This is a genomic window from Streptomyces sp. NPDC047982 (genome assembly GCF_043204165.1).
Classification (GTDB): Bacteria; Actinomycetota; Actinomycetes; order Streptomycetales; family Streptomycetaceae; genus Streptomyces.
The window spans coordinates 32,327-58,864 of sequence record NZ_JBIDBS010000011.1 but is presented as its reverse complement, the minus strand read 5'-3'; the positions used below and the strand labels follow the sequence as shown (position 1 = coordinate 58,864).

Below are 26,538 nucleotides of genomic sequence, written 5' to 3'. Positions count from 1 at the left end.
CGTGGACATCGATGTGAAGCTCTTGAAGGGCTTGGCGCAGGACAAGGAGATCCCCTTCGACGTGCTCGTCGAGGCGATCGAGTCGGCCCTCCTCATCGCCTACCACCGCACCGAGGGAAGCCACCGCCGCGCGCGCGTGGAGATCGACGAGCGCGGCCACGTGACGGTGTGGGCGACGGAGGACCCGGCCGACCTGGAGCCGGGCCAGGAGCCCAAGGAGTTCGACGACACTCCGTCCGGCTTCGGCCGGATCGCGGCGTCCACGGCCAAGCAGGTCATCCTGCAGCGCCTGCGCGACGCGGAGGACGACAAGACGTTCGGGGAGTACGCGGGCCACGAGGGCGACATCGTCAGCGGCGTCGTCCAGCAGGGCAAGGACCCCAAGAACGTCCTGGTGGACATCGGCAAGCTGGAGGCCATCCTGCCGGTGCAGGAACAGGTGCCGGGAGAGGAGTACCCGCACGGGCTGCGTCTGCGCACCTATGTCGTCCGGGTCGCCAAGGGAGTGCGCGGTCCGTCCGTGACGCTCTCGCGCACCCACCCCAATCTGGTGAAGAAGCTCTTCGCGCTGGAGGTCCCGGAGATCGCCGACGGCTCCGTGGAGATCTGCGCGATCGCCCGCGAGGCCGGTCACCGTACCAAGATCGCGGTCCGCTCGACCCGCTCCGGTCTCAACGCCAAGGGCGCCTGCATCGGCCCGATGGGCGGCCGGGTGCGCAACGTCATGGCCGAACTGCACGACGAGAAGATCGACATCGTCGACTGGTCGGACGACCCGGCCGAGATGGTCGCCAACGCCCTGTCACCCGCGCGGGTGAGCAAGGTCGAGATCGTGGACCTCGGCGCCCGGTCCGCCCGGGTCACCGTCCCGGACTACCAGCTGTCGCTCGCGATCGGCAAGGAGGGGCAGAACGCTCGCCTCGCCGCCCGCCTCACCGGCTGGCGCATCGACATCCGCCCGGACACGGAGACGGACGCGGAGCGCGACGTCGCCGACCGGGAGCGGTCGGAGCGGGCCCACCGGCGGCCGGAGCGCGGCTGATCCGCAGGGCCGGGCGCGCACCGTCCGGCCCGACGGCGGCTGCGCCCGCAGACGGCGACGGCGGACCGGAGCACCGTCCCGGGTGATTCGTGCGGGCCGCGGGAATAATCCCGGGGCGGCGTACCGCTGTCGACGACAACATGCGTTCGATTTTTGCCCCGAAGGGGTGAGGTCGATGTGGGGAGGTAGACTTGGACGTGTCTGGCCGGACGCGTGCTCGCGTGTGCCCTGAGCGAACCTGTGTGGGATGCCGGGAGCGGGCGGCCAAGCACGAGCTGCTGCGCATCGTCGCGGACGGGGACTCCTGTGTTCCCGATCCTCGCGGTACGCTGCCCGGCCGGGGTGCGTACGTACACCCCGTCTCCGTCTGTCTGGACCTGGCGGTTCGCCGCCGGGCGTTTCCCCGGGCCTTCAAGGCCAAGGGGCCGTTCGACACCACCGCGGTGCGGGGGTTCGTCGAGCGGGCGACACCGTAAGAAGTGAACGGCACGGAACCCCGTGCGGTCAGGTACCTCGCGAGTTGGAAGTAGGTCGAGATTGCGATGAGCACTCGATGAGTACGCGATGAGTACGCCCATGAAGTAGCGACGGTCCGGCGGTAACCGGACCTAAAAGGAGCGAAGTGGCTAAGGTCCGGGTATACGAACTCGCCAAGGAGTTCGGCGTGGAGAGCAAGGTCGTCATGGCCAAGCTCCAAGAACTCGGTGAATTCGTCCGTTCGGCGTCCTCGACGATCGAGGCGCCGGTCGTACGCAAGTTGACTGACGCACTGCAGGGGCCCGGCGGCAGCGCCGGCAAGCCCGCTGCCAAGCCTGGCGCGCCCCGCAAGGCGACGCCTGCCAAGCCCTCGGCGCCCTCCCCGGCCGCCGCGGCACGTCCCGCTGCCCCGAAGCCCGGCGCCCCGGCCCCCAAGCCGGCCCCCGCCGCCGCGGCGGGCAGCGCCTCCGCGCCGACGCCCGGGCCGCGCCCCGGCCCGCGTCCGGCGCCGAAGCCGGCCCCGGTGCCGCCGGTCCCCGCCGCCGAGTTCTCGGCCCCGGCCCAGCCGGCCGCGCCGCAGCCGCAGGCACCGCGCCCCTCGGGCACTTCCGGTCCGCGCCCCGGCGCACGCCCGGGTCCGGCCGGCGGCCAGCGCGACGGCGGCCGCGGCGGCGAGCGTCCGGCACGCCCCGGCGGTCAGGGAGCCCCGCGCCCCGGTGCACGTCCGGCCGGTCCCCGTCCGGGCAACAACCCCTTCACGTCCGGCGGTTCGACGGGCATGGCCCGTCCGCAGGCACCCCGTCCCGGCGGCGCCCCGCGCCCCGGCGGCCAGGACCGTCCCGGCCCGCGCCCGCAGGGCGGCCCCGGTGGCGCCCCGCGTCCCCAGGGTCAGGGCGCTCCCCGTCCGACCCCGGGCAGCATGCCGCGTCCGCAGGCACCCCGTCCGGGCGGCGGCCCCGGTGGTAACCGTCCGAACCCGGGCATGATGCCGCAGCGTCCCGCCGCGGGCCCGCGTCCCGGTGGCGGCCCCGGCGGCCGTGGTCCCGGTGGCGGCGGTCGCCCCGGCGGCGGCGGCGGTCGTCCGGGCTTCGCGGGCCGTCCGGCCGGTCCCGGTGGCGGTGGCGGCGGTTTCACCGGCCGTCCCGGTGGCGGTGGCGGCGGCGGTGCCGGCCGTCCCGGTGGCGGTGGCGGCGGCTTCGGCGGTCGTCCCGGCTTCGGCGGCCGTCCCGGCGGCCCCGGTGGCCGCGGTGGCACGCAGGGTGCGTTCGGCCGTCCCGGCGGTCCGGCGCGCCGTGGCCGCAAGTCGAAGCGGCAGAGGCGCCAGGAGTACGAGGCCATGCAGGCCCCGTCGGTGGGCGGCGTCATGCTGCCCCGCGGCAACGGGCAGTCCGTCCGTCTGTCGCGCGGTGCCTCCCTCACCGACTTCGCGGAGAAGATCAACGCCAACCCGGCGTCGCTCGTCGCCGTGATGATGAACCTCGGCGAGATGGTCACGGCCACGCAGTCGGTCTCCGACGACACGCTGAAGCTGCTGGCCGAGGAGATGAACTACGTCCTCGAGATCGTCAGCCCGGAGGAGGAGGACCGCGAGCTGCTCGAGTCCTTCGACATCGAGTTCGGCGAGGACGAGGGCGGCGAAGAGGCGCTCACCCCGCGCCCGCCGGTCGTGACCGTCATGGGCCACGTCGACCACGGAAAGACCCGACTGCTGGACGCGATCCGCAAGACGAACGTCGTCGCGGGCGAGGCCGGCGGCATCACGCAGCACATCGGTGCGTACCAGGTCTCCGCCGAGGTCAACGGCGAGGACCGCCGGATCACGTTCATCGACACCCCGGGTCACGAGGCGTTCACCGCCATGCGTGCCCGCGGTGCGAAGTCCACCGACATCGCGATCCTCGTGGTCGCGGCGAACGATGGCGTGATGCCCCAGACGATCGAGGCACTGAACCACGCCAAGGCGGCCGACGTGCCGATCGTGGTCGCGGTCAACAAGATCGACGTCGAGGGCGCCGACCCGACCAAGGTGCGCGGCCAGCTCACCGAGTTCGGTCTGGTGGCCGAGGAGTACGGCGGCGACACGATGTTCGTCGACATCTCCGCCAAGCAGGGGCTGCACATCGACGAGCTCCTGGAGGCCGTGGTCCTGACCGCGGACGCCTCGCTCGACCTGCGGGCCAACGCGGACCAGGACGCGCAGGGCATCGCGATCGAGGCCCACCTCGACCGCGGACGCGGCGCCGTGGCGACCGTCCTCGTCCAGCGCGGTACCCTCCGCGTCGGTGACACGATGGTCGTCGGTGACGCCTACGGCCGCGTGCGCGCCATGCTCGACGACAAGGGCGAGAACGTCGAGGAAGCGGGTCCGTCGACCCCGGTCCTCGTGCTCGGTCTCACCAATGTCCCGGGCGCCGGCGACAACTTCCTCGTGGTCGAGGAGGACCGCACGGCCCGGCAGATCGCCGAGAAGCGCGCCGCCCGCGAGCGCAACGCCAACTTCGCCCGCAAGGGTGTCCGGTTCTCCCTGGAGAACCTCGACGAGGCGCTCAAGGCCGGTCTGGTCCAGGAACTCAACCTCATCATCAAGGGCGACGCGTCCGGTTCGGTGGAGGCCCTGGAGTCCTCGCTGCTCCAGCTCGACGTCGGCGACGAGGTCGACATCCGGGTCCTGCACCGCGGCGTGGGTGCGGTCACCGAGTCGGACATCGACCTGGCGACCGGCTCCGACGCCATCGTGATCGGCTTCAACGTGCGCGCCGCCGGGCGTGCGCAGCAGATGGCCGAGCGCGAGGGCGTGGACGTCCGCTACTACTCGGTCATCTACCAGGCGATCGAGGAGATCGAGGCGGCCCTCAAGGGCATGCTCAAGCCGGAGTACGAAGAGGTCGAGCTCGGTACGGCGGAGATCCGCGAGATCTTCCGCTCGTCCAAGCTGGGCAACATCGCCGGTGTGCTCGTCCGGTCCGGCGAGGTCAAGCGCAACACCAAGGCGCGCCTGCTGCGCGATGGCAAGGTCATCGCGGAGAACCTCACCATCTCCGGTCTGCGCCGCTTCAAGGACGACGTCACCGAGATCCGCGAAGGCTTCGAGGGCGGTATCAACCTCGGGAACTTCAACGACATCAAGGTCGACGACATCATCGCGACGTACGAGATGCGCGAGAAGCCGCGAGGCTGATCCGCGGCGGGTCTCCGGGGGGACATCTCCCGGAGTTCTCCGCAACGGTCGGGGCCGGTCGACGGGTCGTATTTCCGTCGATCGGCCCCGATCGTTGCGTGTACGGTTCTGGTGTTCCTGCCAAGCGCTGGCAGGGCGCGAACCCGAACCGGCGGGACATCCGGACATTCATGTATGTGGGGACACTGTCCTTCGATCTGCTTCTCGGCGACGTACGGTCGTTGAAGGAGAAGCGCTCCGTCGTCCGCCCCATCGTCGCCGAGCTCCAGCGCAAATACGCGGTGAGCGCGGCGGAGGTGGGCGGTCAGGATCTCCATCGGAGGGCCGAGATCGGCCTTGCCGCGGTCTCCGGGGACACCGGACACCTCACAGATGTTCTGGACCGGTGCGAGCGGCTGGTGGCCGCCCGGCCGGAAGTGGAGCTGTTGTCCGTACGACGGCGGCTGCACAGCGACCAAGACGATTGAGCACGTAAGAAGGAAGGGACGGCGAGGGGTGGTACGTGCCACCCCTCGGTGGCCTGTCCCGAAGCTGAGAAGGAGACGGACCAGTGGCCGACAACGCGCGGGCGAAGAAGCTGGCGGACCTCATCCAGGAGGTGGTCGCCGAGAAACTGCAGCGCGGTATCAAGGACCCCCGTCTGGGTACGCACGTGACCATCACGGACACCCGGGTCACCGGTGATCTGCGGGAGGCCACGGTCTTCTACACGGTCTACGGGGACGACGAGGAGCGCGCGAGCGCGGCGGCCGGGCTGGAGAGTGCCAAGGGCGTGCTGCGCTCGGCGGTCGGAGCGGCGGCGGGGACCAAGTTCACCCCCACGCTGACGTTCGTGGCCGACGCCCTCCCCGAGAACGCCAGGACGATCGAGGACCTCCTCGACCGGGCACGGGCCTCGGACGCGCGGGTGCGCGAGGCGTCCTCCGGCGCCACGTACGCCGGTGGCGCCGACCCGTACCGCAAGGCGGACGGCGCGAGCGACGAGGACACCGCCTCCGAATGACATCGCAGAACAAGACGGCCGGCCGGGGCGGGAAGGCCGCCCCGGGCCGGGGCGGCACAGGCCCCGAGGACGGCCTGGTGATCGTCGACAAGCCGGCCGGCTTCACCTCGCACGACGTCGTCGCCAAGATGCGCGGCATCGCCCGGACCCGGCGCGTCGGCCACGCCGGCACGCTGGACCCGATGGCGACGGGCGTCCTCGTGCTCGGCGTGGAACGGGCCACCAAGCTCCTCGGCCACCTCGCGCTGACCGAGAAGGAGTACCTCGGCACGATCCGGCTCGGCCAGAACACCATCACGGACGACGCCGAGGGCGAGATCACCTCGTCCACCGACGCCTCCGGGGTGACCCGTGACGCCATCGACGCCGGGGTCGCGGCCCTCACCGGCCCGATCATGCAGGTGCCGTCCAAGGTCAGCGCCATCAAGATCGACGGCAAGCGGTCCTACGCCCGGGTGCGCGGCGGCGAGGAGTTCGAGATCCCGGCCCGTCCGGTGACGATCTCGTCCTTCCGCGTCTACGACGTGCGCGAGGAGACCGCCGAGGACGGGACGCCGGTGATCGACCTGGTCGTCTCCGTCGTCTGCTCCTCCGGTACGTACATCCGTGCCCTCGCCCGCGACCTCGGCGCCGGGCTCGGCGTCGGCGGACACCTGACCGCGCTGCGGCGCACCCGCGTCGGACCGTACGGACTCGACACGGCGCGGACGCTCGACCAGCACCAGGAGAAGCTGACCGTGATGCCGGTGGCCGAGGCCGCCGCCTCCGCGTTCCCGCGCTGGGACGTCGACGAGAAGCGCGCCAGGCTGCTGCTGAACGGGGTTCGGCTCGACATGCCCGCCTTCCCTCCGGGGCCGGTCGGGGTCTTCGGGCCCGACGGTCGCTTCCTGGTCCTCGTGGAGGAGCAGAAGGGCAAGGCCAGGAGCCTCGCCGTCTTCGGCTGACCGACGGCAGGTCAGGGAAGGGCCGGGCGGCCGTGCGGAGCCCGCCCTGGAGCGGGCGGGGCCGCCTCGTCCGCTCACGCACCCCTCCGGCGGCTCCGGACTGCCGAACGCCCCGAATTCACCCCGACGAGCAGGCGCCAGGGGTGAATCAGGGGTGCCCGAGGGCGCTTTCGACCCGAGCGGCCCGCGCGCCGATCCTGGCCGACCTAACGTCGGATCATGGGAAGTGGGGACCGGGCAACGCTGGTACGAATCTGCGATCCGGCCGGCCGGCCGCGGGGGACCGGGTTCGTCGCCGACGACCGGGGCACGGTCGTGACCAGCCACGAAACGGTCGACGGCCGCAGTCGGCTCGTCCTGCACGGAACGGACGGCCGTAGCTGCTCCGCGGGGGCCGCGGACATCACCGCGCTGCCCGAACGGGGCCTCGCGCTGCTGCGCACCGGAGGGCTCTTCGTGCTCGGCGTCGATCCGGTGCCGATCGCGTCCCGCAGCCGCGTCGAGGCGGGGACGTACGTGACGATCGCCGCCCACGGCTGGCGCGAGGCCCGGGTCCTCGGCACCTGTCCGGTGACCTGTGGCGCGGACGGGCGCGGCCACCGGATCGAGGGCGCGCTGGAACTGGCGCTGGGCACGGACGGCGCGGACGCGCTGCGGTTCGGTGGCACGGCCGCGGGCGGACCCGTCGTCGACCCGGACAGCGGGGCGGTCATCGCCGTCCTGGGCACCGCCCTGCGGTCCGGGCACCCCGCCGCGGGCCTTGCGGTGCCGGTCGGCGGCCCGGGCGCCGACGGCCCGCTGGGCGAGTTGCTGCGGCGCAACACGACGGGCGTGCCCGGATACGGGCGTGACCTGAACCTCGCGGGAGTCCTCCACCTGACGGCGACCTCGCTGGGCGCGGCCGGCGGACCCGCCGGCTGCCCCGATCCGGTGGAACGCCCGTACGTCACCGCGGAGTTCGCCCACTTCACGTTCCCCGCGACTCCGTCCGCCACGGCGGGCGGACCCGCCGTGGTCCTCGGTCTCGTCGGTGCGCCGGGCTCCGGCCGTACCACCGAACTGGCCGCGCTCGCCGCCCGCAGGGCCCGTGGACCCGTGCCCGCCCCCACGGTCTGGCTGCGCGGCGCCGATCTGCTGGCCGACGACACCTCGGTGGCCGACGCGGTCGGCCGCGCGCTGCGGCGGGCCGGACGGATCGCGTCCGCCGCCGGTGCGCGGGGTGACATGACGACGGCCGTCCCCGAACGGGTGGCCCGGCTGGCCTCCGGGAACGGGAGCCCGTTGCTCGTCCTGCTGGACGGGCCCGAGGAGATGCCTCCCGCGCCGGTCCACGACCTGGCCCGGTGGACCGCCGCAACGGTGGACTGGTTGCGCGCCAACGACGTACGGCTCGTGATCGCCTGCACGCCCGAGCACTGGGAGACGGCCGGCGCGCTCCTCCCGCCCGACGCCCCGCACCGGCCCGCGCGGCGGGCCGGACGCCTTCCGTACGCCGTCCGCCTCGGGGACCTCACCGCGAGCCAGGCCCTACGGGCCGGGGAACGGTACGGCATCCCGCCCGGTGCGCTGGCCCCCGGGCACGACCGGCACCCGCTCACCCTGCGCCTGTTCGCGCAGGTGCGCGAGGCGCTGCCGACGGACGTCGGGGGACGCCCCGACACGGACGACGTCTTCGGAGCCCACCTGGACCTGATGTGCCTGCGCGTCGCGGTCCGTGTCGCGGCCCTGTCGGACCCGGCGCCCGGGGGCCGCGCGCTCCGTCGGCTGGCCGCCCGGGTGGCCGGACAGGTCCATGAGGCGGCGCGGCGCTGCCTGGGCCCCGGACAGGGGGAGCTGGACCGCGCGGCGTTCGAGGAGGTCTTCCCCTGGCGCACGGGCTGGGCGTCGGCGGTCCTCGCCGAGGGCCTGATCGTTCCGGCGGGCGCGGGCTACCGCTTCGCCCACGAGGAGCTGGGGGACTGGGTGCAGGGCGCCCACCTGGACCTGGACGCGGCCCTGTACGCACTGGTCCACCGAGGGCACGCCGAGCCGCGGCCAGGAGCCGGGCCGGGGACGGTGGCCGTCGCGGCGCGGGAGGCCCGTGTCCCGCGGCCGAGGCGGGCCCGGGACCGGCGCGGCACCACCCCCGCGCCCGAGGCGGTTCCCGCCCCGTCCGCACCGGAGGTGACGGCGGACGCGCCGGCCACGACCGGACCGGCGGACCGCCCCCGGCCCGTGCCGCGCCACCGTACCGGCCCGGTGATCCAGGCGCTGCTGCTCCTGGGACGCAGGGAGGGCCCCGCCGCGCTGGCGCACCGGCTGGCCGGTCTCGTCGAGGCCCTGGACCGGCTGACGTGCGCACCCACCCCGGCGGCCGGGCACCGGGCCCGCGACGACGCCCGCTGGTGGGCCGTCCACCTGCTCTCCCGCACCCTGCTCCGGGTGCCCGACGCCCGGCCCCATCTGGGCGTGCTGCGGCTGCTCGCCGGAGTCGTCGTCCGGCACGCCGCCACGGGCGGGCCGGGGACTTCCGGGGCGTACCCCGCGTTCGGTCCGTGGTTCTGGCGACGGCTGAGGCTGCCCGAGGCGGACCGGATCGATCTGCTCCGGCGCCTCCTGCCCGCCGATGCGCCGCGCCGGGCCGACGCGGGCGGCGACGGTCACGGCCGCGTCCCGCAGGGCGAGGGCGACGAGCGGTACCTCGACGCCGTCGCACGCCGTCTCGCCGCCCGGCCCCGGACGGTGCAGCCCCTGCTGTGCGCCTGGTTCACCGACGAGCGTCCGCTGCCCGGGGACGGCGGCGCCCTGCGCCCGACCGTGGCCGCCGCCGCCCAGGCACTGCTGTACGTCCGCCGGGACCTGGCCGTCGACGACCTGACCGACGCACTGGTGGCGACCGGCCACCCGAGGGCCGGGGAACTGCTCGCCGCGCTGGCCGAGGACGAGCCGTCGGCGCTGTGCCGGGCCGTGGACCGCTGGGCCCGTGACGAGGAACACCCCGGCCGCCGGGATGCCGCCGCCGCGTACGCCCTGCTCGCCGCCCCGCACGTGACCCGCGACGACGACCGCGAGCTGCTGCGCGGGGCCGCGGACGTCCTGCTGGCCCGCCCCGGCGACGCGGCCCTGCACGGGGCCGCGCTCGCCCTCCTCGTCCAGGACCCGACGACCCGGGACCGCGTTCTCCCACAGGCGCTGCGGGCCTTCGTCGCGGGCGCGCCGCCGCTGTCCGTCGAGGTCCTCGTCGCCGCGCTGCCCACCCATCCGCAGCAGGTGCTCACGGCGCTGCGGGAACGGCTCACCCGGGCCGACGACGGAGCGGCGCAGACACTGCGCGCGCTCGCCGGGAGCGATGCCCCCGCGCTGGCCCTGCACGCCGCCGGACTCGTCCGGGCGTACATCGACAGCCACCCCGCCGACACCGTCCACCCCGCCGCCTACCTCGACCGGAGGCTGGAACACGGCCCGGCCGCCCGCGCCCTGCTGCCGCCCCTGGTGACCGGACTGCTGCGGGAGCCCCCCGTGTCCCCGGCCGTGCGCGGCGCGCTCGCCGAGGTGCTCGCCGCGCCGGGCAGCCCGGCGTCCGGGCGGCTCAGGGGCGAGCTGCTGGAGGTCCTGCTCGACTTCGAGGAGGGCGCCCACCGCGATCCCCGCGTGCTGGAGGCCCTGCTGCGGGTCACCGCGACGGACTGCGGCACCCGCGCCCCGGCCCGCACCCGCGCCCTGGTCCACCGCGCCGGGACGCTGCTCGTCCGCACCCCCGAGGGCGCGTCCCGGCTCGACCGCCTGCTGGCCGGAACGATGCGTGACGTGCCCGGTTTCGCCGCCCTGGTCGCCGGGTGGGCGGACGACGCCCCGCAGGAATGGGAGGCCCTCCTCGGTCCGGACGCACGGCGGGCGGTGACGGCGTCGGGAGGCCCGAAGACGATGCCGATGCGGGCCGCGGGGCGTGCGCATGGCAGTCTTAGACCTGCGTAAAAAGCAATCTCATGTACACGGGTTCGGGCGAGGAGCGGTCACAGTGCAGCGCTGGCGTGGCTTGGAGGACATCCCCGAGGGCTGGGGACGCAGCGTCGTCACCATCGGCTCCTACGACGGGGTGCACCGCGGACACCAGCTGATCATCGGGCGTGCCGTGGAGCGGGCGCGCGAGCTGGGCGTGCCGTCGGTCGTGGTGACCTTCGACCCGCACCCCAGCGAGGTCGTGCGCCCCGGCAGCCACCCCCCGCTGCTCGCCCCGCACCACCGGCGCGCCGAGCTGATGGCCGATCTCGGTGTCGACGCGGTGCTGGTCCTGCCCTTCACCGCCGAGTTCTCGAAGCTGGCGCCGGCCGACTTCATCGTGAAGGTGCTCGTCGACAAGCTGCACGCGTGCCTGGTCATCGAGGGGCCGAACTTCCGCTTCGGTCACAAGGCGGCGGGCAACGTACAGCTGCTCACGGAGTTCGGCGCGACGTACGACTACGGCGTCGAGGTCGTCGACCTGTACGTCACCGGCGAGGCGGGCGGCGGCGAACCGTTCTCCTCCACCCTCACCCGGCGCCTGGTCGCCGCGGGCGACGTCGCGGGCGCCGCCGAGATCCTGGGACGGCCGCACCGGGTCGAGGGCATCGTGGTCCGCGGCGCCCAGCGCGGCCGCGAGCTCGGCTTCCCCACGGCCAACCTGGAGACGCTGCCCCACACCGCGATCCCCGCCGACGGCGTCTACGCGGGCTGGCTCAACGCGAACGGCGAGGCGATGCCCGCCGCGATCTCCGTCGGCACCAACCCCCAGTTCGACGGCACGGAGCGCACGGTGGAGGCGTACGCGATCGACCGCGTCGACCTCGACCTGTACGGACTCCACGTCTCGGTGGACTTCCTCGCGTACGTGCGCGGCATGCGGAAATTCGATTCGGTCGACGACCTGCTCGTGGCGATGGCCGCCGACGTGAAGCGGTGCAGCGAGCTGGTCTCCGCTGACGAGCGCCGCTGATCCGCCTTCCGTCCGGTACGGGGCCGGGGCCACTGCGACGCGGCAGTGACCCGACCCCGGCCCGGTCAGGAACGCGCCGCGGTCGCGTTCGCCCAGTGGCACGCCACCTGCGTCCGCCCGCCGCCCGCGAGCACCGGCAGCTCCTCCGTGCGGCACGCCTCCGCGACGCCCGCCCGCTCCGCCTCGCCCGACGCCAGCACCTGGCAGCGGGCGTGGAACCGGCAGCCGGAGGGCACCCGGGACGGGTCCGGCGGCTCACCGGTCAGCACCACGGGCTCGGTCCCGGCCTCCGGCAGCACCGACAGCAGCGCCCGGGTGTACGGGTGCCGCGGGGCCGTGAGGATCTGCTCCACCTCGCCGGTCTCGACGATCCGCCCCAGATACATCACCGCGACCCGGTCCGCGATGTTCCACGCCAGCCCGAGGTCGTGCGTGACCACCAGGGCGGACAGGCCCAGCTCGTCCCGGAGCCGCAGCAGCAGGGCCAGGATCTCGCCGCGCACCGAGGCGTCCAGCGAGGCCACCGGTTCGTCCGCCACGAGGAGTTCCGGCTCCAGCACCAGCGCGCCCGCGATCACGACCCGCTGGCGCTGCCCGCCGGACAGCTCGTGCGGGTAGCGCAGGAAGAAGCGTTCGGGAGGCCGCAGCCCGGCCCGCGACAGCGCCCCGGCGACCGCGGCCCGCTCGTCGCCCGCGTATCCGTGGATGCGCAGTCCCTCGGCCACGGCGTCGTACACCGTGTGCCGGGGGTTGAGTGAACCGCTGGGGTCCTGGAGCACCAGCTGTACCCGCTTGCGGTACGCCTTCAGCGCCCGGCTCGTGTAGTCGAGCGGCTGCCCGCCGAAGGTCACCCGCCCGGACGTCGGCGGCACCAGGCCCAGCAGCGACCGCGCCAGCGTCGTCTTGCCGCAGCCGGACTCACCGACCAGCGCGACGATCTCGCCGGGCCGGATGTCCAGGTCGACGCCGTCCACGGCACGCGCCGGGGCGGCCCCGCGCCGACCGGGGAAGACGACCTTCAGCTCCTCGGCGCTGAGCAGGGCAGTGGTGGTGGTCATGGTGTGTTCCTCGCTTCCTCGGCGGCCGGCCGGGCCGCGGACGCCGCCTGGGGTCCCACCAGCACACAGGCGGCCCGCCGCCCCGGCCCCGACTCCCGCAGCAGCGGGTCCCGCGTGGCGCAGGAGTCCAGTGCCACCGGACAGCGGGGGTGGAACGCGCAGCCGTCCGGCTGCGCCGACGGGTCCGGCGGATCGCCGGGCAGTCCGCGGGGCGCGAACCGGGAGGCCGGGTCGCCGATGCGCGGGAAGGCACCGGACAGGGCCCTGCCGTACGGGTGGTGCGCGTCGTGGTGGACCTCGGCGGCCGGGCCCTCCTCCACGACCCGGCCCGCGTACATCACCGCGAGCCGGTCGCAGGTGTCGGACAGCACCGCGAGGTCGTGGCTGATCATGATCAGGCCGAGGTCCTGCTCGGAGACCAGCCGTTCGATCAGCCGCAGGATCTGGGCCTGGATCATGACGTCGAGCGCGGTGGTCGGCTCGTCCGCGACGACCAGGTCCGGGTCGCAGGCGAGGGCCATCGCGATCATCACGCGCTGACGCTGCCCGCCGGACAGCTCATGCGGGTACGCACTCGCGCGGGCCGCCGGCAGCCCCACCTGTTCCAGGAGTTCACCGGCCTTCCGGGCCGCGGCGGCCGGACTCGCCCCGCCGTGCAGCAGGATCGGCTCGGCGATCTGGTCCCCGATGCGGTGCACCGCGTTGAGGGAGTGCATGGCGCCCTGGAAGACGATCGACGCCCCCGCCCAGCGCACCGCCCGGACCCGGCCCCACTTCATGGTGAGGACGTCCTCGCCGTTCAGCAGGATCTCGCCGGTGACCTGCGTCCCGGCGGGCAGCAGACGCAGCAGCGCGAGCGCCAGTGTCGATTTTCCGCAGCCCGACTCACCGGCGATGCCGAGCTTCTGCCCGGCCTCGACGGTGAGGTCCACCCCGCGCACGGCGCGCGCCCCGCCGGGATAGGTCACGGTGAGGTTCCGGACGTCGAGGAGCGGCGCCCCGCGGTCGCCCGCGGCACTCGGCGTGCTCCCTGTGCTCGTCGCACTCAACGGGACACCCCCAGCTTGGGATTGAGCACGGACTCGACGGCGCGTCCGCACAGGGTGAACGCCATGGCGACCGCGGCGACGGCGATGCCGGGCGGTGCCAGGTACCACCAGTGGCCCGCGCTCACCGCGCCCGCCTCGCGGGCGTCCTGGAGCATGCCGCCCCAGGACGTGATGGTCGGGTCGCTCAGGCCGAGGAAGGCCAGCATGGCCTCGGTGAGGATCGCGCTGGAGATCACCAGCGTGGTCTGGGCGAGCACCAGCGGCATCACGTTCGGCAGGACGTGCCGGACCATGATGTGCCCGTGGCCGCCGCCGAGGGCCCGGGCCCGTTCGATGTACGGGCGGGACTCCACGGCCAGGGTCTGGGCACGCACGAGACGGGCCGTGGTCGGCCAGGTCGTGACGCCGATCGCGATGATGACCGTCCACATGGAGCGGTCCATCACCGTGGCGAGCGCGATGGCCAGGACCAGGGTCGGCATCACCAGGAACCAGTCGGTGATCCGCATCAGGACCGTCGAGTACCAGCCGTGGAAGTGCCCGGCGATGATCCCGACGATGGTACCGATGGCGACGCACAGGAAGGCCGCGAGCAGACCGACCGTCAGCGAGACCCTGGCACCCCACACCAACAGCGCCAGTACGCTGCGCCCGAACTGGTCGGTACCGAGCGGGAATTCACCGCTCGGCCTCTCCAGCGCGCCCCCCGGCGCGTCGGTGACGCTCTGCGAACCGGCGCCGACGAGCTGCGGCGCGAACACGGCGACCAGTGCGATCAGGACCAGTGCCCCCAGACCCCACAGGCCGCCCCGATGGCGGCGGTAGTCGCGCCAGAAGCGGGCGGCGGACTGCCGTCTGCGGGCCCTGGCAAGGGCACGTGGGTTCCCGGCGGCCCCGGTCCCGACGGACGTGGCCTCGGCCTCGGTGGGCGTCGGCATGGAATCGGTCGTCATCGGCCCACCCGAGGATCGAGCAGCGGATACAGCACATCGGCCAGGGTGTTCGCCAGGATCACCGCGGTGGCGAAGACGAAGAACAACCCCTGTACGAGGGGGAGATCGGGCACGCTGAGCGCCTGGTAGAAGAGCCCGCCGAGGCCCGGCCAGGAGAACACCGTCTCGACCAGGATCTGCCCGGCGACCACACGCCCCAGGTTCACGAACATCAGCGTGAACGTCGGCAGCATGGCGTTCGGCACGGCGTGCTTGCGGCGCACGACATCGTCGCGCAGCCCCTTCGCGCGGGCCGTGGTCAGGTAGTCGCTGCCCATCTCGTCGAGCAGCGAGGAACGCATCACCAGGAGCGTCTGCGCATATCCGGCCGCGACCAGGGTGACCACCGGCAGGATCAGGTGGTGCGCCACGTCGAGCACGTACCCGAACCCGCTCTCGCCGCCCGACTCCATGCCGCCGGTCGGGAACATGCCCGGGATCGGCCCGATCCCCACCGAGAAGACGATGATCAGGAGCAGGCCCAGCCAGAACGACGGGACCGAGTAGAGGGTGAGCGCGAACGCGGTGTGGAAACGGTCGCTCCGCGAGCCGTTGCGCCAGGCGGTGCGGGTGCCCAGCCAGATGCCGAGCGCGGTGTAGAGGACGTACGCCGTGCCGGTGAGCAGCAGCGTCGCCGGAAGCGCCTCGACGATCTTGTCGATGACCGGGACGTGGAACTGGTACGAGGTGCCGAAGTCCCCGGTCAGCGCGTCGCCCACATAGCTGGTGAACTGCTTCCAGAGGGGTAGGTCGAGTCCGAACTCATGCCGCAGGGACTGGAGTTGTTCGGCCGAGACGCTGCGGCCCCCGGTCATCTGCTTGACCGGGTCGCTGGGCAGCAGCCGGAAGAGGAAGAAGCTGGTGACCAGGACGGCGAAGAGGGAGACGAGGGCGCCGCCGATCTTGACCGCGACGTACTGGAGATAGGCCCGGGTGTCGCGCGCCCGTGGACCGCGTGCGGCCGAGGGACCGGCCGGGGCCGGGCCTTCGGGATCCGCGTCCGCGTTCCGCACGAGCGCCGGAGTGCTGTCAGCTGTCATAAGGAACTCTCGTTACTCGTGCTGTCACTCGTGCCGCACCCGGGCCGGTCGGCGATGACGGGGACCGACGGGCCGGCCGGACGGCCGACCCGCGGGGGTCCCTCGCTACAGGCCCGGGTGCGCTGGGAGGGTCCGGCAGTGGGCTTCGCGGGGTCGCGGGCTGCCCACTGCCCGGCCCTCCTACTCGCGGTCGTCCGCCGTGGCGCGGCGGCGCTTCGTGAGGAGCAGCCCGCCGCCCGCGAGGACGACGACCACCACGACGACGCCGATCACGACGCCGGTGGAAACCGAGCCGGAGCCGGAACCGCCCGCTCCGTGCGCGCCCTCGCCGCCCGCAGGTACGGCCGACCACCAACTCCAGTAGCCGTCCTGGCCGTAGATGTTGCCGGCCGCCTCGGGCATGGTGGTGATGGACTTGATCTGGTCGGTGCGGTACGCCTCGACCGCGTTCGGGTACGCGATGACGTTCATGTACGCGGAGTCGTAGAGCCAGGACTGCATCTGCTTGACGAGGTCCGCGCGCTTGGCCGGGTCGTACTCGGCGAGCTGCTTCTTGTAGAGCCCGTCGTACGTCTTGTCGCAGATGAAGTTGTCGGTGGTGGCACTCTCCTTGGCCTTGGCGGGCAGCGCCGCGCAGGTGTGGATGCCGAGGACGAAATCCGGGTCCGGGTTGACGGACCAGCCGTCGAAGGCGAGGTCGTACTCACCGGCGTACCAGGGCACGGAGACGTCGTCGCGGCAGTCGACCTTGAGCCCGATGCCGAGCTTGCCCCACCACTCCTGGAGGTACTTGCCGATCGCCTTGTCGTTGGGGTCGGTGGCGTGGCACAGGATGCGCAGGTCGAGCGGCTTGCCGTCCTCGCCGACGCGCTTGCCGCCCTTGAGCGGGTAGCCCGCCTCGTCGAGCAGCTTCGCGGCCCTGGCCGGGTCGTGGGCGAGGGTCTGTTCGGCGGAGGGCTGCCAGAAGTACTCGGAGAAGCGCGGCGGGATGTAACCCTGCCCCTCGACGGCGTGCCCCTGGAAGACCTTGTCGATGATGGTCTTGCGGTCGATGGAGAGGAAGAGGGCCTGGCGGACCTTCTGGTCGAGAAGGGCCTTGTTGCCGTCGCCGAACTTCTTGCCGTCCTTGGTCCGCGCGCCGGGGTTGACGGCCAGCGCGAAGAAGCGGCGGCCCGGACCCTCGTTGACCTTGATGTTCTTCTCGCCCTTGAGGGACGCGGCCTGAGCGGGCGTCAGCGCGGGGGATCCGGCGACGAAGGAGACCTCACCCTTGCGCAGGGCCGCGACCGCGGCGTCCTGGTCCTTGTACGTCTTGAAGACCAGCTCGTCGAACTTCGGCTTCCCGCGCCAGAAGTCCTTGTTGGCCTTGAGCTTCACGTACTGGTCGACCTTGTAGTCGGTCAGGACGAACGGCCCGTTGCCGACGATCGGGAACTTCGTGTCGTTGTTGAACTTGGAGAAGTCGCCGACCTTCTCCCAGACGTGCTTCGGGACGATCGGCACGTCGAGCGCGGCCATGGTGGCCTGCGGCTCCTTCAGCTCGATGACCAGCCGGGTCGGGCTGGGCGCCGTCACCTTCCTGAAGTTGGCGACGAAGTTGCCGTTGGCCTGCGCGGCGCCCTCGTCGGTCATCATCTTGTTGAAGGTCCAGGCGGCGTCCTCGGCGGTGACCGGCTGCCCGTCCGACCACGTGGAGTCGGAGCGGATGGTGTACGTCCACGTCAGCTTGTCCGCGGAGGGCTTCCACTCGGTGGCGAGGCCGGGGATCGCGTGGTTGTCCTTGGCGTCGTAGTTCGTCAGGAAGTCGTACATGAGCCGGGAGACGCTGGTGCTGAGCAGCTTCTGGGCCAGGAACGGGCTCAGGGAGTCGACACTCTGTGCGATGGCGACGGTCAGCGTGGACGTGCCGCTGTCGGCGGCCTGCGCCTGTTGCGGTGCGGCACCGAGCGGCGCGCCCGGGACGACGGAACCGGCGGCCAGCGCCAGCGCGGCGGCACCGGAGGCCAGGAGTACACGCCGAAGTCGGCGCGGCTGGGCGGAGCTTGGTGGAACTCTTTCAACCATGGTCAGGGACCTCGCGTCATGACTCGCACGGAGAAGGCGGGTTGATCTGTGGTTCGCCAGCTGGTGAAGCGAAGGTTTATCAGCGGTGGTCGAGCCACGTCAACGGTCCTCGAAATGCCGTGTGGTCTGCGGTAATGCGCGAAGGGCCCGCACCGTGGAGACGGTGCGGGCCCTCATTGGTCTACTCCTCTGCCGCCTTACTGCTGAGGCGCTGACGGCGGTTGCTGCGGCCAGCCGGGAGGCGGTACCGGCGCCTGGGGGAGCGGACCTTGCGACGGACCGGCCGGACCGGGCTGACCAGGCTGATTCGGTGCAACGGGGTGGTCGGGCGGGCCGGGCTGGTTCGGCGCGGCGGGCGGCTGGTGGACCGAGGGGGGCGGTCCGGCCGGGCTCGCCGGGGACTGTGCCTGGGACGGCGAGGACTGCTGCCAGCCGTGCTGCTGCACGCCGGGGCCGGGGTGCGGCGGGTACGGCCCGCCGCCGTACGGCTGTTGAGGCGGCTGAGCCCCGTCGTACGGCGGCTGGGGCTGCTGCTGGGGCTGGCCGTACGGCTGTTGCGGCTGCTGCTGGGGGTACGGCTGCTGCGGCGCGTACTGCTGCGGGCCGGGCATCGGCGGGGCGTACTGCGGCGGGGGCGTGGAGCCGTTCGCCGTCCAGAGCCCCTGTTGCTGCTGGGCGCGCGTGAAGTCCTCGGCGACCATCGCCGAGAGCGTGAAGTACGCGTCGCGGGTCTTGGGGCGCATCATGTCGAGGTCGACCTCCGCGCCGGCCGCGAGGTGCTCGTCGAACGGCACGACGACGACGCCGCGGCAGCGGGTCTCGAAGTGCTGCACGATGTCCTCGACCTTGATCATCTTGCCGGTCTCACGGATCCCCGAGATGACGGTGATGGAGCGCTGGACGAGCTCCGCGTACCCGTGCGCCGACAGCCAGTCCAGGGTGGTGGACGCGCTGGACGCGCCGTCGACCGACGGCGTCGAGATGATGATCAACTGGTCGGCGAGATCCAGCACCCCGCGCATCGCGCTGTACAGCAGACCGGTGCCCGAGTCGGTGAGGATGATCGGGTACTGCCTGCCCAGGACGTCGATCGCGCGCCGGTAGTCGTCGTCGTTGAACGTCGTGGAGACCGCCGGGTCCACGTCGTTGGCGATGATCTCCAGACCGGAGGGCGCCTGCGAGGTGAAACGGCGGATGTCCATGTACGAGTTGAGGTACGGGATCGCCTGGACCAGGTCGCGGATGGTGGCGCCGGTCTCCCGCCGCACCCGGCGGCCGAGCGTGCCCGCGTCCGGGTTGGCGTCGATGGCCAGGATCTTGTCCTGCCGCTCGGTCGCCAGCGTCGCGCCGAGAGCGGTGGTCGTCGTGGTCTTCCCGACCCCGCCCTTGAGGCTGATGACCGCGATCCGGTAGCAGGACAGCACGGGAGTGCGGATCAGCTCGAGCTTGCGCTGCCGCTCGGCCTCCTCCTTCTTCCCGCCCAGCCGGAAGCGGGCCGCGGCGGACGGTGCGCGGCTGCTCCGCGCCTTCTGCTTGCCCCGGACCAGCCGGTCGGAGGAGAGTTCCACCGCCGCCGTGTATCCGAGCGGGGCGCCGGGCACCGAACGCTCGCGCTGGTCGTGGGTGATCGGGGACGGCCAGGCGGTTCCGGTCCGCGGATCGACGGGCTGGGCCTGGAAGTGCTGACCCGGGCCCTGTTCCGACTGTGTCTGCGCCTGCTGGGCCTGGGGCTGTTGCGCTTGCTGTGCCGGCTGGGGCTGGGCGGGCTGCTGCGGGGTCGCCTGTGCGGGCAGGGGCGCGCCCTGCTGTGCGGGCCACTGGGGGGCCTGGGGTGCCTGGGGCGGCAGCGGCGCCTGGGGCGCGTGGGGTGCCTGCTGCTGCGGGAACCCGTAACCACCCTGCGCCGACAGCGGCTGTGCCGGTGTCCCCTGTGCGGGGGGACCGGGCTGCTGCTGCGGGAAGCCGTAACCGCCCTGTTGCGTCTGCTGAGGGAACCCGTAACCGCCCTGCTGCGGCGTCTGGGCGCCGCCGGCCTGCGGGAACCCGTAGCTCCCGGGCCCCTGGGCGGCGGCCGGGGTCTGCACGGGCCACTGCGCCGCGGACGGAGGCGCCGCGGGCTGCGGCGCCGCGGGCTGGAAGGCGGGCGGCAGCGGTGGCAGGCCGCCCTGAGGCGGCGCCGGGGCCCATGAGGCGGGCGGCGCGTCCTGGGGCACCGCGTCCGAGGGCGCGGAGTCCTGCGGCGTCGCGGCGGCATCGCCGGTGGCGGCGTCCCCGGTGCCGCTCGCCTCGTCGGCGGACGTCGTGGCGTCCGTGCCGGGCTCGGCCGTACCGGCACCGTTGTGGGCACCGGCGCCGGCACCGGCATCCGCGTCGGCCGGTGCGTCGGCGCTCGCGTCCGCCGTCGGCGTGGGCGCGGGCGGCGAACCGGCGCTCCCGTTCCCGTCCGTACCACCCGCACCGGTGCCGGTGGCCGTGACGGACTCGGCAGCCGGGCCCGCACCCGTGCCGGGACCGTCCTCCTCCGCGCGCCTCGGCGCCTCCTCGCGCTCGGCGATCTCCCGCTTCAGCGCGGCCGGGGAGAACCGCATCGTCGCGCCGCTCTCCACGTCCCCGCCGCCGAACGGGTCCGTCGTCGCGTCCGTGCCACCCGCCGCCGGGGATCCCGCCGTCACCCCCTCCGGGGCGGCGGCCGAGGCGTCGACCGCCGCGGGACGGGCCGGGCCGGGGCCCTGGGCCGGGTCCGGCACGGGCGGCGCCGCCGGCGTCGCGGCCCAGCCGTGGTCGAAGCCGCTGCCCGGCGGCGGGGGCACGGTGAGCGGCGCCCCGCTGGGCGGCGGAGGCGGAGCCAGATGCGTGCCGGCACCGCCCGACGAATCCCCCGAGGAGTTCTGCGTGTACCAGGCGGGCGGGGTGTAGTCGATGGTGAACTCACCCGTCATCTCGGCGGGCTCCGCGTCGGACGACTCGTCGACGGGCATGTTCCAGCCCCCGCGCTTCTCGTCCCGATCGCCGTTCACTTTGCCTCCTGGTCTGGTCGAGCACCCTTGTGCACTGATGGGTGGGGGCGACCGTTTCCGTTCTGCCGAGCGCGCGGCTCTCCCCCTGGGACACGGAACAGGCTCTTCTGGCGCGCCCTGGCCCACCCTAATCGCCATCGAGCTCAGCGCGGCAGGCTGTATCGCATAGCAGCAACTGTCCCGCAGAAGCCGTTGTCACGTACAACGCTCAAGAGAACCGGGGGCGGCAGAACGTGAACGAAGAAGCAGACGGTCTGTCACAGACCGGGACATGTCCGGGCGTAGTGAGAGGGCGGCCTCGTCCGGACAGCCGCCCTCGCACCGGACTGATACCTACGCGAGGTCGAATTCACCGTCCCGTGCGCCCAGCACGAACGCGCGCCACTCGGCCTCCGTGTACCGCAGTACAGTCTCCGGATCCAGCGAGGAACGCATGGCCACCGCGCCCCCGGGGAGGTGCGCGATCTCGACCCGTTCCTCGACGTTCTCGGTACCGGGTGCGCTCAGCCACTCCACATCCGAGATGTCGAGAGCATAGAGCTCGTCCTTTTCCTGCTGGGTGCCCATGCGTACGTCCCTTCCATCGAACTGTGTCGTTCCCCGCCATGATCCTGAACGGCGGCGGGTCCGGGGTGTAAACGAGACAGGATTCAGTCCATTCTGCGAGCAGCGCCCAGCAATCCGGTCTCGACGTCCGTGGCACTGGTCATCACCCAGTGGCGCTCGCGGCCCGCCACCCAGAGCGTGACACCGTCTGCCAGAGTGGGCAGGGCCTCGCTCTCGGCCCGTGCGAGCCCCAGAATCCTGCCGATCTGCTCCGCTTCGGCCGGCGAGACCCGCTGAACGCCCACGAGCGTCGAAGCTCGCAGCAACCGAGGTGCCACCGGGCTCAGATAGGGCAGCAGCGTCAGCACCGACTGCCACGGCGAAGACACCACCCGGCCACGGGGCGGGCGCATGCCGCAGTCACGCACCACCAACACCGGGCTGCTGACGGTCGCTCCTGTCGGCGGAACCCGGCCCACGTCATGGAGAGAGATGCACTCGAGACCGGCGCCCGCAGACTGTGCCAGCGTGGTCCACGCCTGGGTGCGCCCCGTCTCGACCGCCACCCGCGCACCGGTAGCGGCAGCGCGCAGTGCCAACACCTGCGCGGTCCACAGTCCGCCGATCAACAGCACGTCGTACGGCGCCGGTCGGTGGAACCCAATCATCTGCGGGCGTCCCTCGGCGTCGTCGCCGATGATCACGCCGTCGTCCCCCACCGGCAACGACAGCGCGCCCAGATGGTCCGCTGCCAGGGTGTGGCCGGCATGACGCGGGCCGAGCAGCCCCCGCCTCGGAGCGATGTGCTTCGTCACTGTGCGCCTCCCAGCGGGAGCGTCGCCAGGGCACCCGGCAGCTGTTCGCGGTCCAGCCGTACAAGGCCGACCTTCGCATGCCGGGCGGCTTGCTCCAATGTCCTTCGCACCCCGACGAGTTCGGTGTCGGAGCCACCGGTGATCCGTACATGGCCGCAGACGGACATGTGGCCCTGGTGCGCACCGCGGCGCACCGTCAGGCTGAACGTTGTCGCATACGCGGGGACCGAGGTCAACAGCGAGACGAGCCGCGGGAGCGGAGTGGCTCCCCGGCCCAGCTCGGGCCAGTGATCCACCGCGTAGGTGGTGTGCCAACGGTCGTCGCAGCGCCAGACCCGTGATGTTTCCATCGTCCGTCGCTGCGGTGCGGCATCCGGGCGCCCGGCGCGCGCCGACAGGATGGGGCTGGCACACGCGGACGTCGCCACGGCGGAGTTCAGCTCCTCCTGATCCAGCACCGCGGCCCGGAACCCGGCGCCGGTGATCCGGCTCGCCACGTGGTCCGCGACCCGCACCAGACAGCGCTGAGCTCCTCCGATTCCGCCACCGCGTGCCTCCACGGCTTCCCGGCACAGCTCCGGATCCAGTTTCAACGCCACCCAGGTCATCCGCAGCGCGGGCGCCCCGGTCCGGTCCTGCAGAGGGGCGTACGAGAGCCGGGCCACCGAGCGTTCCGGCAGATGCGGCGCCGGAGCGGGGCGCACCTGCTGCACGAGCTGTGCCGACTCCAGCACGATGTCGTCCACCGTGAGGGCATCGCCCAGGAGGGACAGCGGAAGCGCCCGCGCCCCCAGCGCCTGACGGAGCGATTCACCGCTCGCCTCGACCCGTACGACAGCGGTCAGAAACGTGCCGTCCCCGAGCATGCCCACCGTGCGGCGGTTCCGGTCCACATAGATGTACGGAGCGAATCCCGGCACGTTCTCCGCCACCGGCGCCAGCTGCGGCTCCGTCTCGGCGGAGGGCGCCGCAGCGGTCCGCCTGCGATCGCGGAGGAACAGCAGCGTCGACAGCCAGTCCTGAACGGCCCGGCCCCGGCGACGCACCACCGCGAGAAGAATCAGCAGGCAGGCGACCGCGACGCCGGGCACCAGCCACAGACCGCCGAGCGCGGCGCCCACCAGGGCGACCGCCAGGGCTGCCTCGACGAGGACCATCTGACGCAGCACGGGCCCGACGCGACCGGTCCGGGAGATCGAGCGCAGAGTGGTCGCCGCAGGGGCGTTCGCCGATGGACGGGAAGCTGCGTCGGCCGACCCGTTGCTGCGTTGCCGTCGGGAAGATTCGGACGATCGGTGACTAGACCGCCTCGTACGCTCGCGCGTCGCTGGACCCATCGCCGCGTTGCCCCCTCGTGCCCCATTTATCGTTTTTTCCATGGGTGTTGATCGGGCGATCACCCTACCCGAGCAGTGAGAGCCAAGTGCCAACAGGCATAGTAAGGGCCCCAGTCGACGGCGGCGGCTCACGGCGGGTGTGGGAACCTGGTCGCCCACTGGGGAGAAGGGGCAGCGCGCACATGGCATCACGGCGGGATGAACTCAATGCCTACACCTTCGCGAAGCGGAGGTTGATCGCACAGTTCCTGCAGCCCAACCCGTCCGGCTCGGAGGAGGGTGCGCCGCGCCCCCTGCGTGCGGTGATGCCCGGGGCGGTCGTCGGTGCCGTCGTCCTGGCGGTCTTCGGGGCCTGGGGGATGTTCAAGCCCGTGGCTCCCCAGAAGTGGGACACCCCCTACGAGAACGTCATCATCGCCAGCAAATCCACCACGCGCTATGTGGTGTTGAAGACTGACGGCAAAAAGCAGCTCCACCCGGTGCTGAACATGTCCAGCGCCAAACTCCTCCTCGCCCCGGACAAGGGCAAGGTCATCAACGTCGACGAATCGGTCCTCGACAGCGGCAAGATCCCGCACGGCGCCACCCTTGGCATCCCGTACGCGCCCGACCGGCTGCCCGACAGGACCGAAGCCGGCTCCAACAAGCGCTGGGCGGTCTGTGAGCAGCCCGGCGAGGGCGGCAGGGCCATCCAGAAGGCCGCGTTCGTCTTCGCGGAGCGCGAGCAGAAGAAGACCGAGGGCACAGGCCGGCTGCGCGGTGGCGAAATGATGTACGTCGAGGGGCCCGGACCGGACAGGACCCGCTACATCGTGGACGCCACGGGCAAGGCGTACCCGGTGCAGAAGGACGAGTTGCTGCTGCGTACCCTCGTCGGTGAGAACCGTGTCCCCCAGCGGGTGTCCGCCGCCTGGCTCGCCACACTGCACCCCGGAGACGAGATCACCTTCCCGGTCATAGAGGGGACTCCCGGCGCCGACGCGGGTGTTCCGGGAAAGCTGCAGCCCGACGCGAACAAGGTGGGCATGGTCCTCGCGGCGCCCTCCGGTACCAGCACCCAGCAGTACGTGGTCCTGCCGGGCAGGGTCGCCCCGGTATCGGACTTCGTCGCCAAACTCCTGCTCAGCAGCAGCGCCCTGGTCAACCTCGACCAGGACGGCAAGGTGAAGCACGTCAGCGCCGGAGCGTTCGAGCCCGGTGAGGCGTTCGGGCAGGAGAGGGACTGGCCCACGAGCGAGTTGGCCCCCATCAACTCCGCGAGTACGGCGAAGGGAAGCCGCAACACCGTGTGCAACGTCCTGCGCGACGTCGCCGAGAAGGACGGCACCACCACGCTGATCACCTGGGCGGGCACGAGCTTCCCCGCCACGCTCCCCACCGGATCCAGCAGCGCCTACGTCACCCCTGGATCAGGCCAGCTCTTCCGCCAGTTCAAGGGCTCCAACGCGGACTCCGGCCCTCTCTTCCTGGTGACCGACACCGGTCTGCGCTACGCCATGCAGTCCAACGCCGACAGCGCCCAGGACGATTCCGGCATCGGTGAATCCGGCACGAAGGAGGAGAGGCAGCAGCGTCAGCAGGAGGCCCAGCAGGCGCAGAATCGGCTGGGATACAAGGACGTCGATCCCGCACCCATTCCGGCTGCCTGGTCCACGTTCCTGCCGACGGGACCGCGCCTGTCGACCGGCGCCGCCCGCCAGCCGCAGGGTTCGTGAGGAGCGACCACGTGACGACGCATCCCTCTCCTCGCCCCCGGCGTTTGCTGACAGCCGCAGCCGCCATCGCCGTCCTCTTCGTCACGCTGCCGGTACCGCCCGCGGCCGCGGACGATTCCTCCCAGTGCACCTTCCCTTCGAAGAACTACCCGGGCCGGCCCTGGGCATTGCAGCGCGTTCTGCTGGACGAGCTGTGGAAGCAGTCCACCGGCAAGGGTGTACGGGTCGCGGTCATCGATACCGGCGTCGACGTCAAGAATCCTCAGCTGACCAAGGCCGTGGATACCGGGAGCGGCCGCAACTTCCTGCCGAAGGACCTCAAGGACGACAACGGCAGCAAGATCGAGCGCGGCAAGGAGAATGGCACCACCGACGTGGTCGGCCACGGCACCAAGGTCGCCGGAATCATCGCCGCGCGAGAGATGAAGGGCACCGGCTTCACCGGCCTCGCTCCGGACGCGGTGATCATCCCGATCCAGCAGAACGACGCCGAGGGCCACGGAACGGCGGAGTCACTGGCCCGTTCCATCCGCTACGCCGCCAACGAGGCGGACGCCGACATCATCAACATCTCCCAGGACACGGCCAACGCGGTGAAGCCCGATCCCGTCCTCGAGCAAGCGGTTGACGCTGCTCTGGCCAAGGAGATCGTGATCGTCGCCTCGGCCGGCAACGACGGGTTGGGCGGAAACGTCAAGGAGACCTACCCGGCCTCGTACGAGGGTGTCCTGGCAGTGGCCTCGTCGGACCGCAACAACGAACGGGCCGCCTTCTCCCAGTCCGGCGATTTCGTGGGCGTGGCCGCCCCCGGTGTGGACATGGTCTCGACGGTCCCCGGCGGCGGACACTGCGCCGACAACGGCACCAGTTTCTCGGCCCCGTACGTCGCGGGAGTCGCCGCCCTCATCAAGGCCAAGCACAAGGACTGGACGCAGGATCAGATCGTCGCCCAGATCCAGCAGACGGCGGAACGCTCGATCGCGGGCCACGACAGCCGGGTCGGCTGGGGCGTCGTCGACCCGGTGCGCGCCCTGACCGAGGACGACAAACCCATCGAACGCCCGGTGGCGCACGAGGGCGTGAGCAAGGGGGAAGCACCGGTTCCGGCCGCCCTCCAGCTGGGCGAGACAGCGGACGAACGCAACGCCCGCCTGGCGACCTACGTGGTGGTGGGCGGGGGCGTACTGGTCGCCGCCATAGCGGGTGCGGCTGTGGCCTTGCGCGACATGCGACGGCGGTCCGGGCACGCGGGGCGAATGAGCGGTACCTGACATTGCGGCGACGATTGGGGCTCGAACATGTCGATCACG

19 protein-coding genes are annotated in these 26,538 nt (G+C 72.2%); 10 read left to right on the top strand and 9 right to left on the bottom strand.

What is annotated here, in order from left to right:
• The first annotated feature begins 1 nt into the window (after position 1).
• The 8 genes from nusA (at position 2) to ACGF2V_RS15800 (ending at position 11,595) form a co-directional block, all read left to right on the top strand.
• The gene (nusA, locus tag ACGF2V_RS15835; protein ID WP_362618650.1) at positions 2–1,042 is read left to right on the top strand and encodes a transcription termination factor NusA; all 1,041 of its coding nucleotides are present in this window, start codon (positions 2–4) and stop codon (positions 1,040–1,042) included.
• A gap of 197 nt (positions 1,043–1,239) precedes the next feature.
• Positions 1,240–1,518: a YlxR family protein gene (locus ACGF2V_RS15830; protein WP_362618943.1), complete on the top strand. Its 279-nt coding sequence runs from the start codon at positions 1,240–1,242 to the stop codon at positions 1,516–1,518.
• A 146-nt stretch (positions 1,519–1,664) separates the two neighbouring features.
• Positions 1,665–4,697 (top strand): translation initiation factor IF-2, encoded by a 3,033-nt coding sequence (infB, locus tag ACGF2V_RS15825; protein WP_392912304.1) that lies wholly within the window; start codon positions 1,665–1,667, stop codon positions 4,695–4,697.
• 170 nt (positions 4,698–4,867) lie between these two features.
• The gene (locus ACGF2V_RS15820; protein WP_073791457.1) at positions 4,868–5,164 is read left to right on the top strand and encodes a DUF503 domain-containing protein; all 297 of its coding nucleotides are present in this window, start codon (positions 4,868–4,870) and stop codon (positions 5,162–5,164) included.
• 83 nt (positions 5,165–5,247) lie between these two features.
• Complete coding sequence (gene rbfA / locus ACGF2V_RS15815) at positions 5,248–5,700, top strand: 30S ribosome-binding factor RbfA (protein ID WP_362618648.1); 453 nt, start codon at positions 5,248–5,250, stop codon at positions 5,698–5,700.
• A complete protein-coding gene (truB, locus tag ACGF2V_RS15810; protein WP_362618645.1) occupies positions 5,697–6,644 on the top strand; it encodes a tRNA pseudouridine(55) synthase TruB in 948 nt (315 codons plus the stop codon). Before rbfA ends, truB begins: the two co-directional genes overlap by 4 nt.
• Before the next feature lie 219 nt (positions 6,645–6,863).
• Positions 6,864–10,598 (top strand): serine protease, encoded by a 3,735-nt coding sequence (locus tag ACGF2V_RS15805; RefSeq protein ID WP_362710303.1) that lies wholly within the window; start codon positions 6,864–6,866, stop codon positions 10,596–10,598.
• Positions 10,599–10,641: 43 nt separating this feature from the next.
• The gene (locus ACGF2V_RS15800) at positions 10,642–11,595 is read left to right on the top strand and encodes a bifunctional riboflavin kinase/FAD synthetase (protein ID WP_362618641.1); all 954 of its coding nucleotides are present in this window, start codon (positions 10,642–10,644) and stop codon (positions 11,593–11,595) included.
• Positions 11,596–11,660: 65 nt separating this feature from the next.
• On the opposite strand, the gene ACGF2V_RS15795 is transcribed toward ACGF2V_RS15800, so the two are convergent.
• From ACGF2V_RS15795 to eccE, 9 genes are all read right to left on the bottom strand, one after another.
• A complete protein-coding gene (locus ACGF2V_RS15795; protein WP_362618639.1) occupies positions 11,661–12,653 on the bottom strand; it encodes an ABC transporter ATP-binding protein in 993 nt (330 codons plus the stop codon).
• Positions 12,650–13,702, bottom strand: coding sequence for an ABC transporter ATP-binding protein (locus ACGF2V_RS15790; RefSeq protein ID WP_362618636.1), 1,053 nt, complete (start codon positions 13,700–13,702; stop codon positions 12,650–12,652). Before ACGF2V_RS15790 ends, ACGF2V_RS15795 begins: the two co-directional genes overlap by 4 nt.
• Positions 13,699–14,640 carry an ABC transporter permease gene (locus ACGF2V_RS15785; RefSeq protein WP_362618940.1) on the bottom strand — a complete coding sequence of 314 codons (942 nt, stop codon included), beginning with the start codon at positions 14,638–14,640 and terminating at the stop codon, positions 13,699–13,701. The genes ACGF2V_RS15790 and ACGF2V_RS15785 overlap by 4 nt, the downstream gene beginning before the upstream one ends.
• An 11-nt stretch (positions 14,641–14,651) precedes the next feature.
• Positions 14,652–15,734 carry an ABC transporter permease gene (locus ACGF2V_RS15780; protein ID WP_362710305.1) on the bottom strand — a complete coding sequence of 361 codons (1,083 nt, stop codon included), beginning with the start codon at positions 15,732–15,734 and terminating at the stop codon, positions 14,652–14,654.
• Positions 15,735–15,914: 180 nt separating this feature from the next.
• On the bottom strand, positions 15,915–17,798 hold the full coding sequence (locus ACGF2V_RS15775; protein WP_362710308.1) for an ABC transporter substrate-binding protein: 1,884 nt from the start codon (positions 17,796–17,798) through the stop codon (positions 15,915–15,917).
• A gap of 197 nt (positions 17,799–17,995) precedes the next feature.
• The gene (locus tag ACGF2V_RS15770; RefSeq protein ID WP_362710311.1) at positions 17,996–20,815 is read right to left on the bottom strand and encodes an SCO5717 family growth-regulating ATPase; all 2,820 of its coding nucleotides are present in this window, start codon (positions 20,813–20,815) and stop codon (positions 17,996–17,998) included.
• Positions 20,816–21,148: 333 nt separating this feature from the next.
• Positions 21,149–21,382 (bottom strand): DUF397 domain-containing protein, encoded by a 234-nt coding sequence (locus ACGF2V_RS15765; RefSeq protein ID WP_362618627.1) that lies wholly within the window; start codon positions 21,380–21,382, stop codon positions 21,149–21,151.
• Positions 21,383–21,465: 83 nt separating this feature from the next.
• Positions 21,466–22,176: a hypothetical protein gene (locus ACGF2V_RS15760; protein WP_362618625.1), complete on the bottom strand. Its 711-nt coding sequence runs from the start codon at positions 22,174–22,176 to the stop codon at positions 21,466–21,468.
• Entirely contained in the window at positions 22,173–23,513 is a 1,341-nt protein-coding gene (gene eccE / locus ACGF2V_RS15755; protein WP_362618623.1) for a type VII secretion protein EccE, read from the bottom strand. The genes ACGF2V_RS15760 and eccE overlap by 4 nt, the downstream gene beginning before the upstream one ends.
• A 182-nt stretch (positions 23,514–23,695) precedes the next feature.
• Between eccE and eccB the strand changes: the two genes are divergently transcribed.
• The gene (gene eccB, locus ACGF2V_RS15750) at positions 23,696–25,228 is read left to right on the top strand and encodes a type VII secretion protein EccB (protein ID WP_362710313.1); all 1,533 of its coding nucleotides are present in this window, start codon (positions 23,696–23,698) and stop codon (positions 25,226–25,228) included.
• A gap of 11 nt (positions 25,229–25,239) precedes the next feature.
• The gene (gene mycP / locus ACGF2V_RS15745) at positions 25,240–26,499 is read left to right on the top strand and encodes a type VII secretion-associated serine protease mycosin (RefSeq protein WP_362710317.1); all 1,260 of its coding nucleotides are present in this window, start codon (positions 25,240–25,242) and stop codon (positions 26,497–26,499) included.
• The last annotated feature ends 39 nt before the right edge of the window (positions 26,500–26,538 follow it).

What these genes read in the sequence shown, in the direction of transcription:
- ACGF2V_RS15820 (WP_073791457.1), top strand. Translation starts at nt 4,868, where the DNA reads ATGTATGTGGGGACACTGTCCTTCGATCTGCTTCTCGGCGACGTACGG.
- truB (WP_362618645.1), top strand. Translation starts at nt 5,697, where the DNA reads ATGACATCGCAGAACAAGACGGCCGGCCGGGGCGGGAAGGCCGCCCCG.
- ACGF2V_RS15805 (WP_362710303.1), top strand. Translation starts at nt 6,864, where the DNA reads ATGGGAAGTGGGGACCGGGCAACGCTGGTACGAATCTGCGATCCGGCC.
- ACGF2V_RS15795 (WP_362618639.1), bottom strand. Translation starts at nt 12,653, where the DNA reads ATGACCACCACCACTGCCCTGCTCAGCGCCGAGGAGCTGAAGGTCGTC.
- ACGF2V_RS15785 (WP_362618940.1), bottom strand. Translation starts at nt 14,640, where the DNA reads ATGCCGACGCCCACCGAGGCCGAGGCCACGTCCGTCGGGACCGGGGCC.
- ACGF2V_RS15780 (WP_362710305.1), bottom strand. Translation starts at nt 15,734, where the DNA reads ATGACAGCTGACAGCACTCCGGCGCTCGTGCGGAACGCGGACGCGGAT.
- ACGF2V_RS15775 (WP_362710308.1), bottom strand. Translation starts at nt 17,798, where the DNA reads ATGGTTGAAAGAGTTCCACCAAGCTCCGCCCAGCCGCGCCGACTTCGG.
- ACGF2V_RS15765 (WP_362618627.1), bottom strand. Translation starts at nt 21,382, where the DNA reads ATGGGCACCCAGCAGGAAAAGGACGAGCTCTATGCTCTCGACATCTCG.
- eccE (WP_362618623.1), bottom strand. Translation starts at nt 23,513, where the DNA reads ATGGGTCCAGCGACGCGCGAGCGTACGAGGCGGTCTAGTCACCGATCG.
- eccB (WP_362710313.1), top strand. Translation starts at nt 23,696, where the DNA reads ATGGCATCACGGCGGGATGAACTCAATGCCTACACCTTCGCGAAGCGG.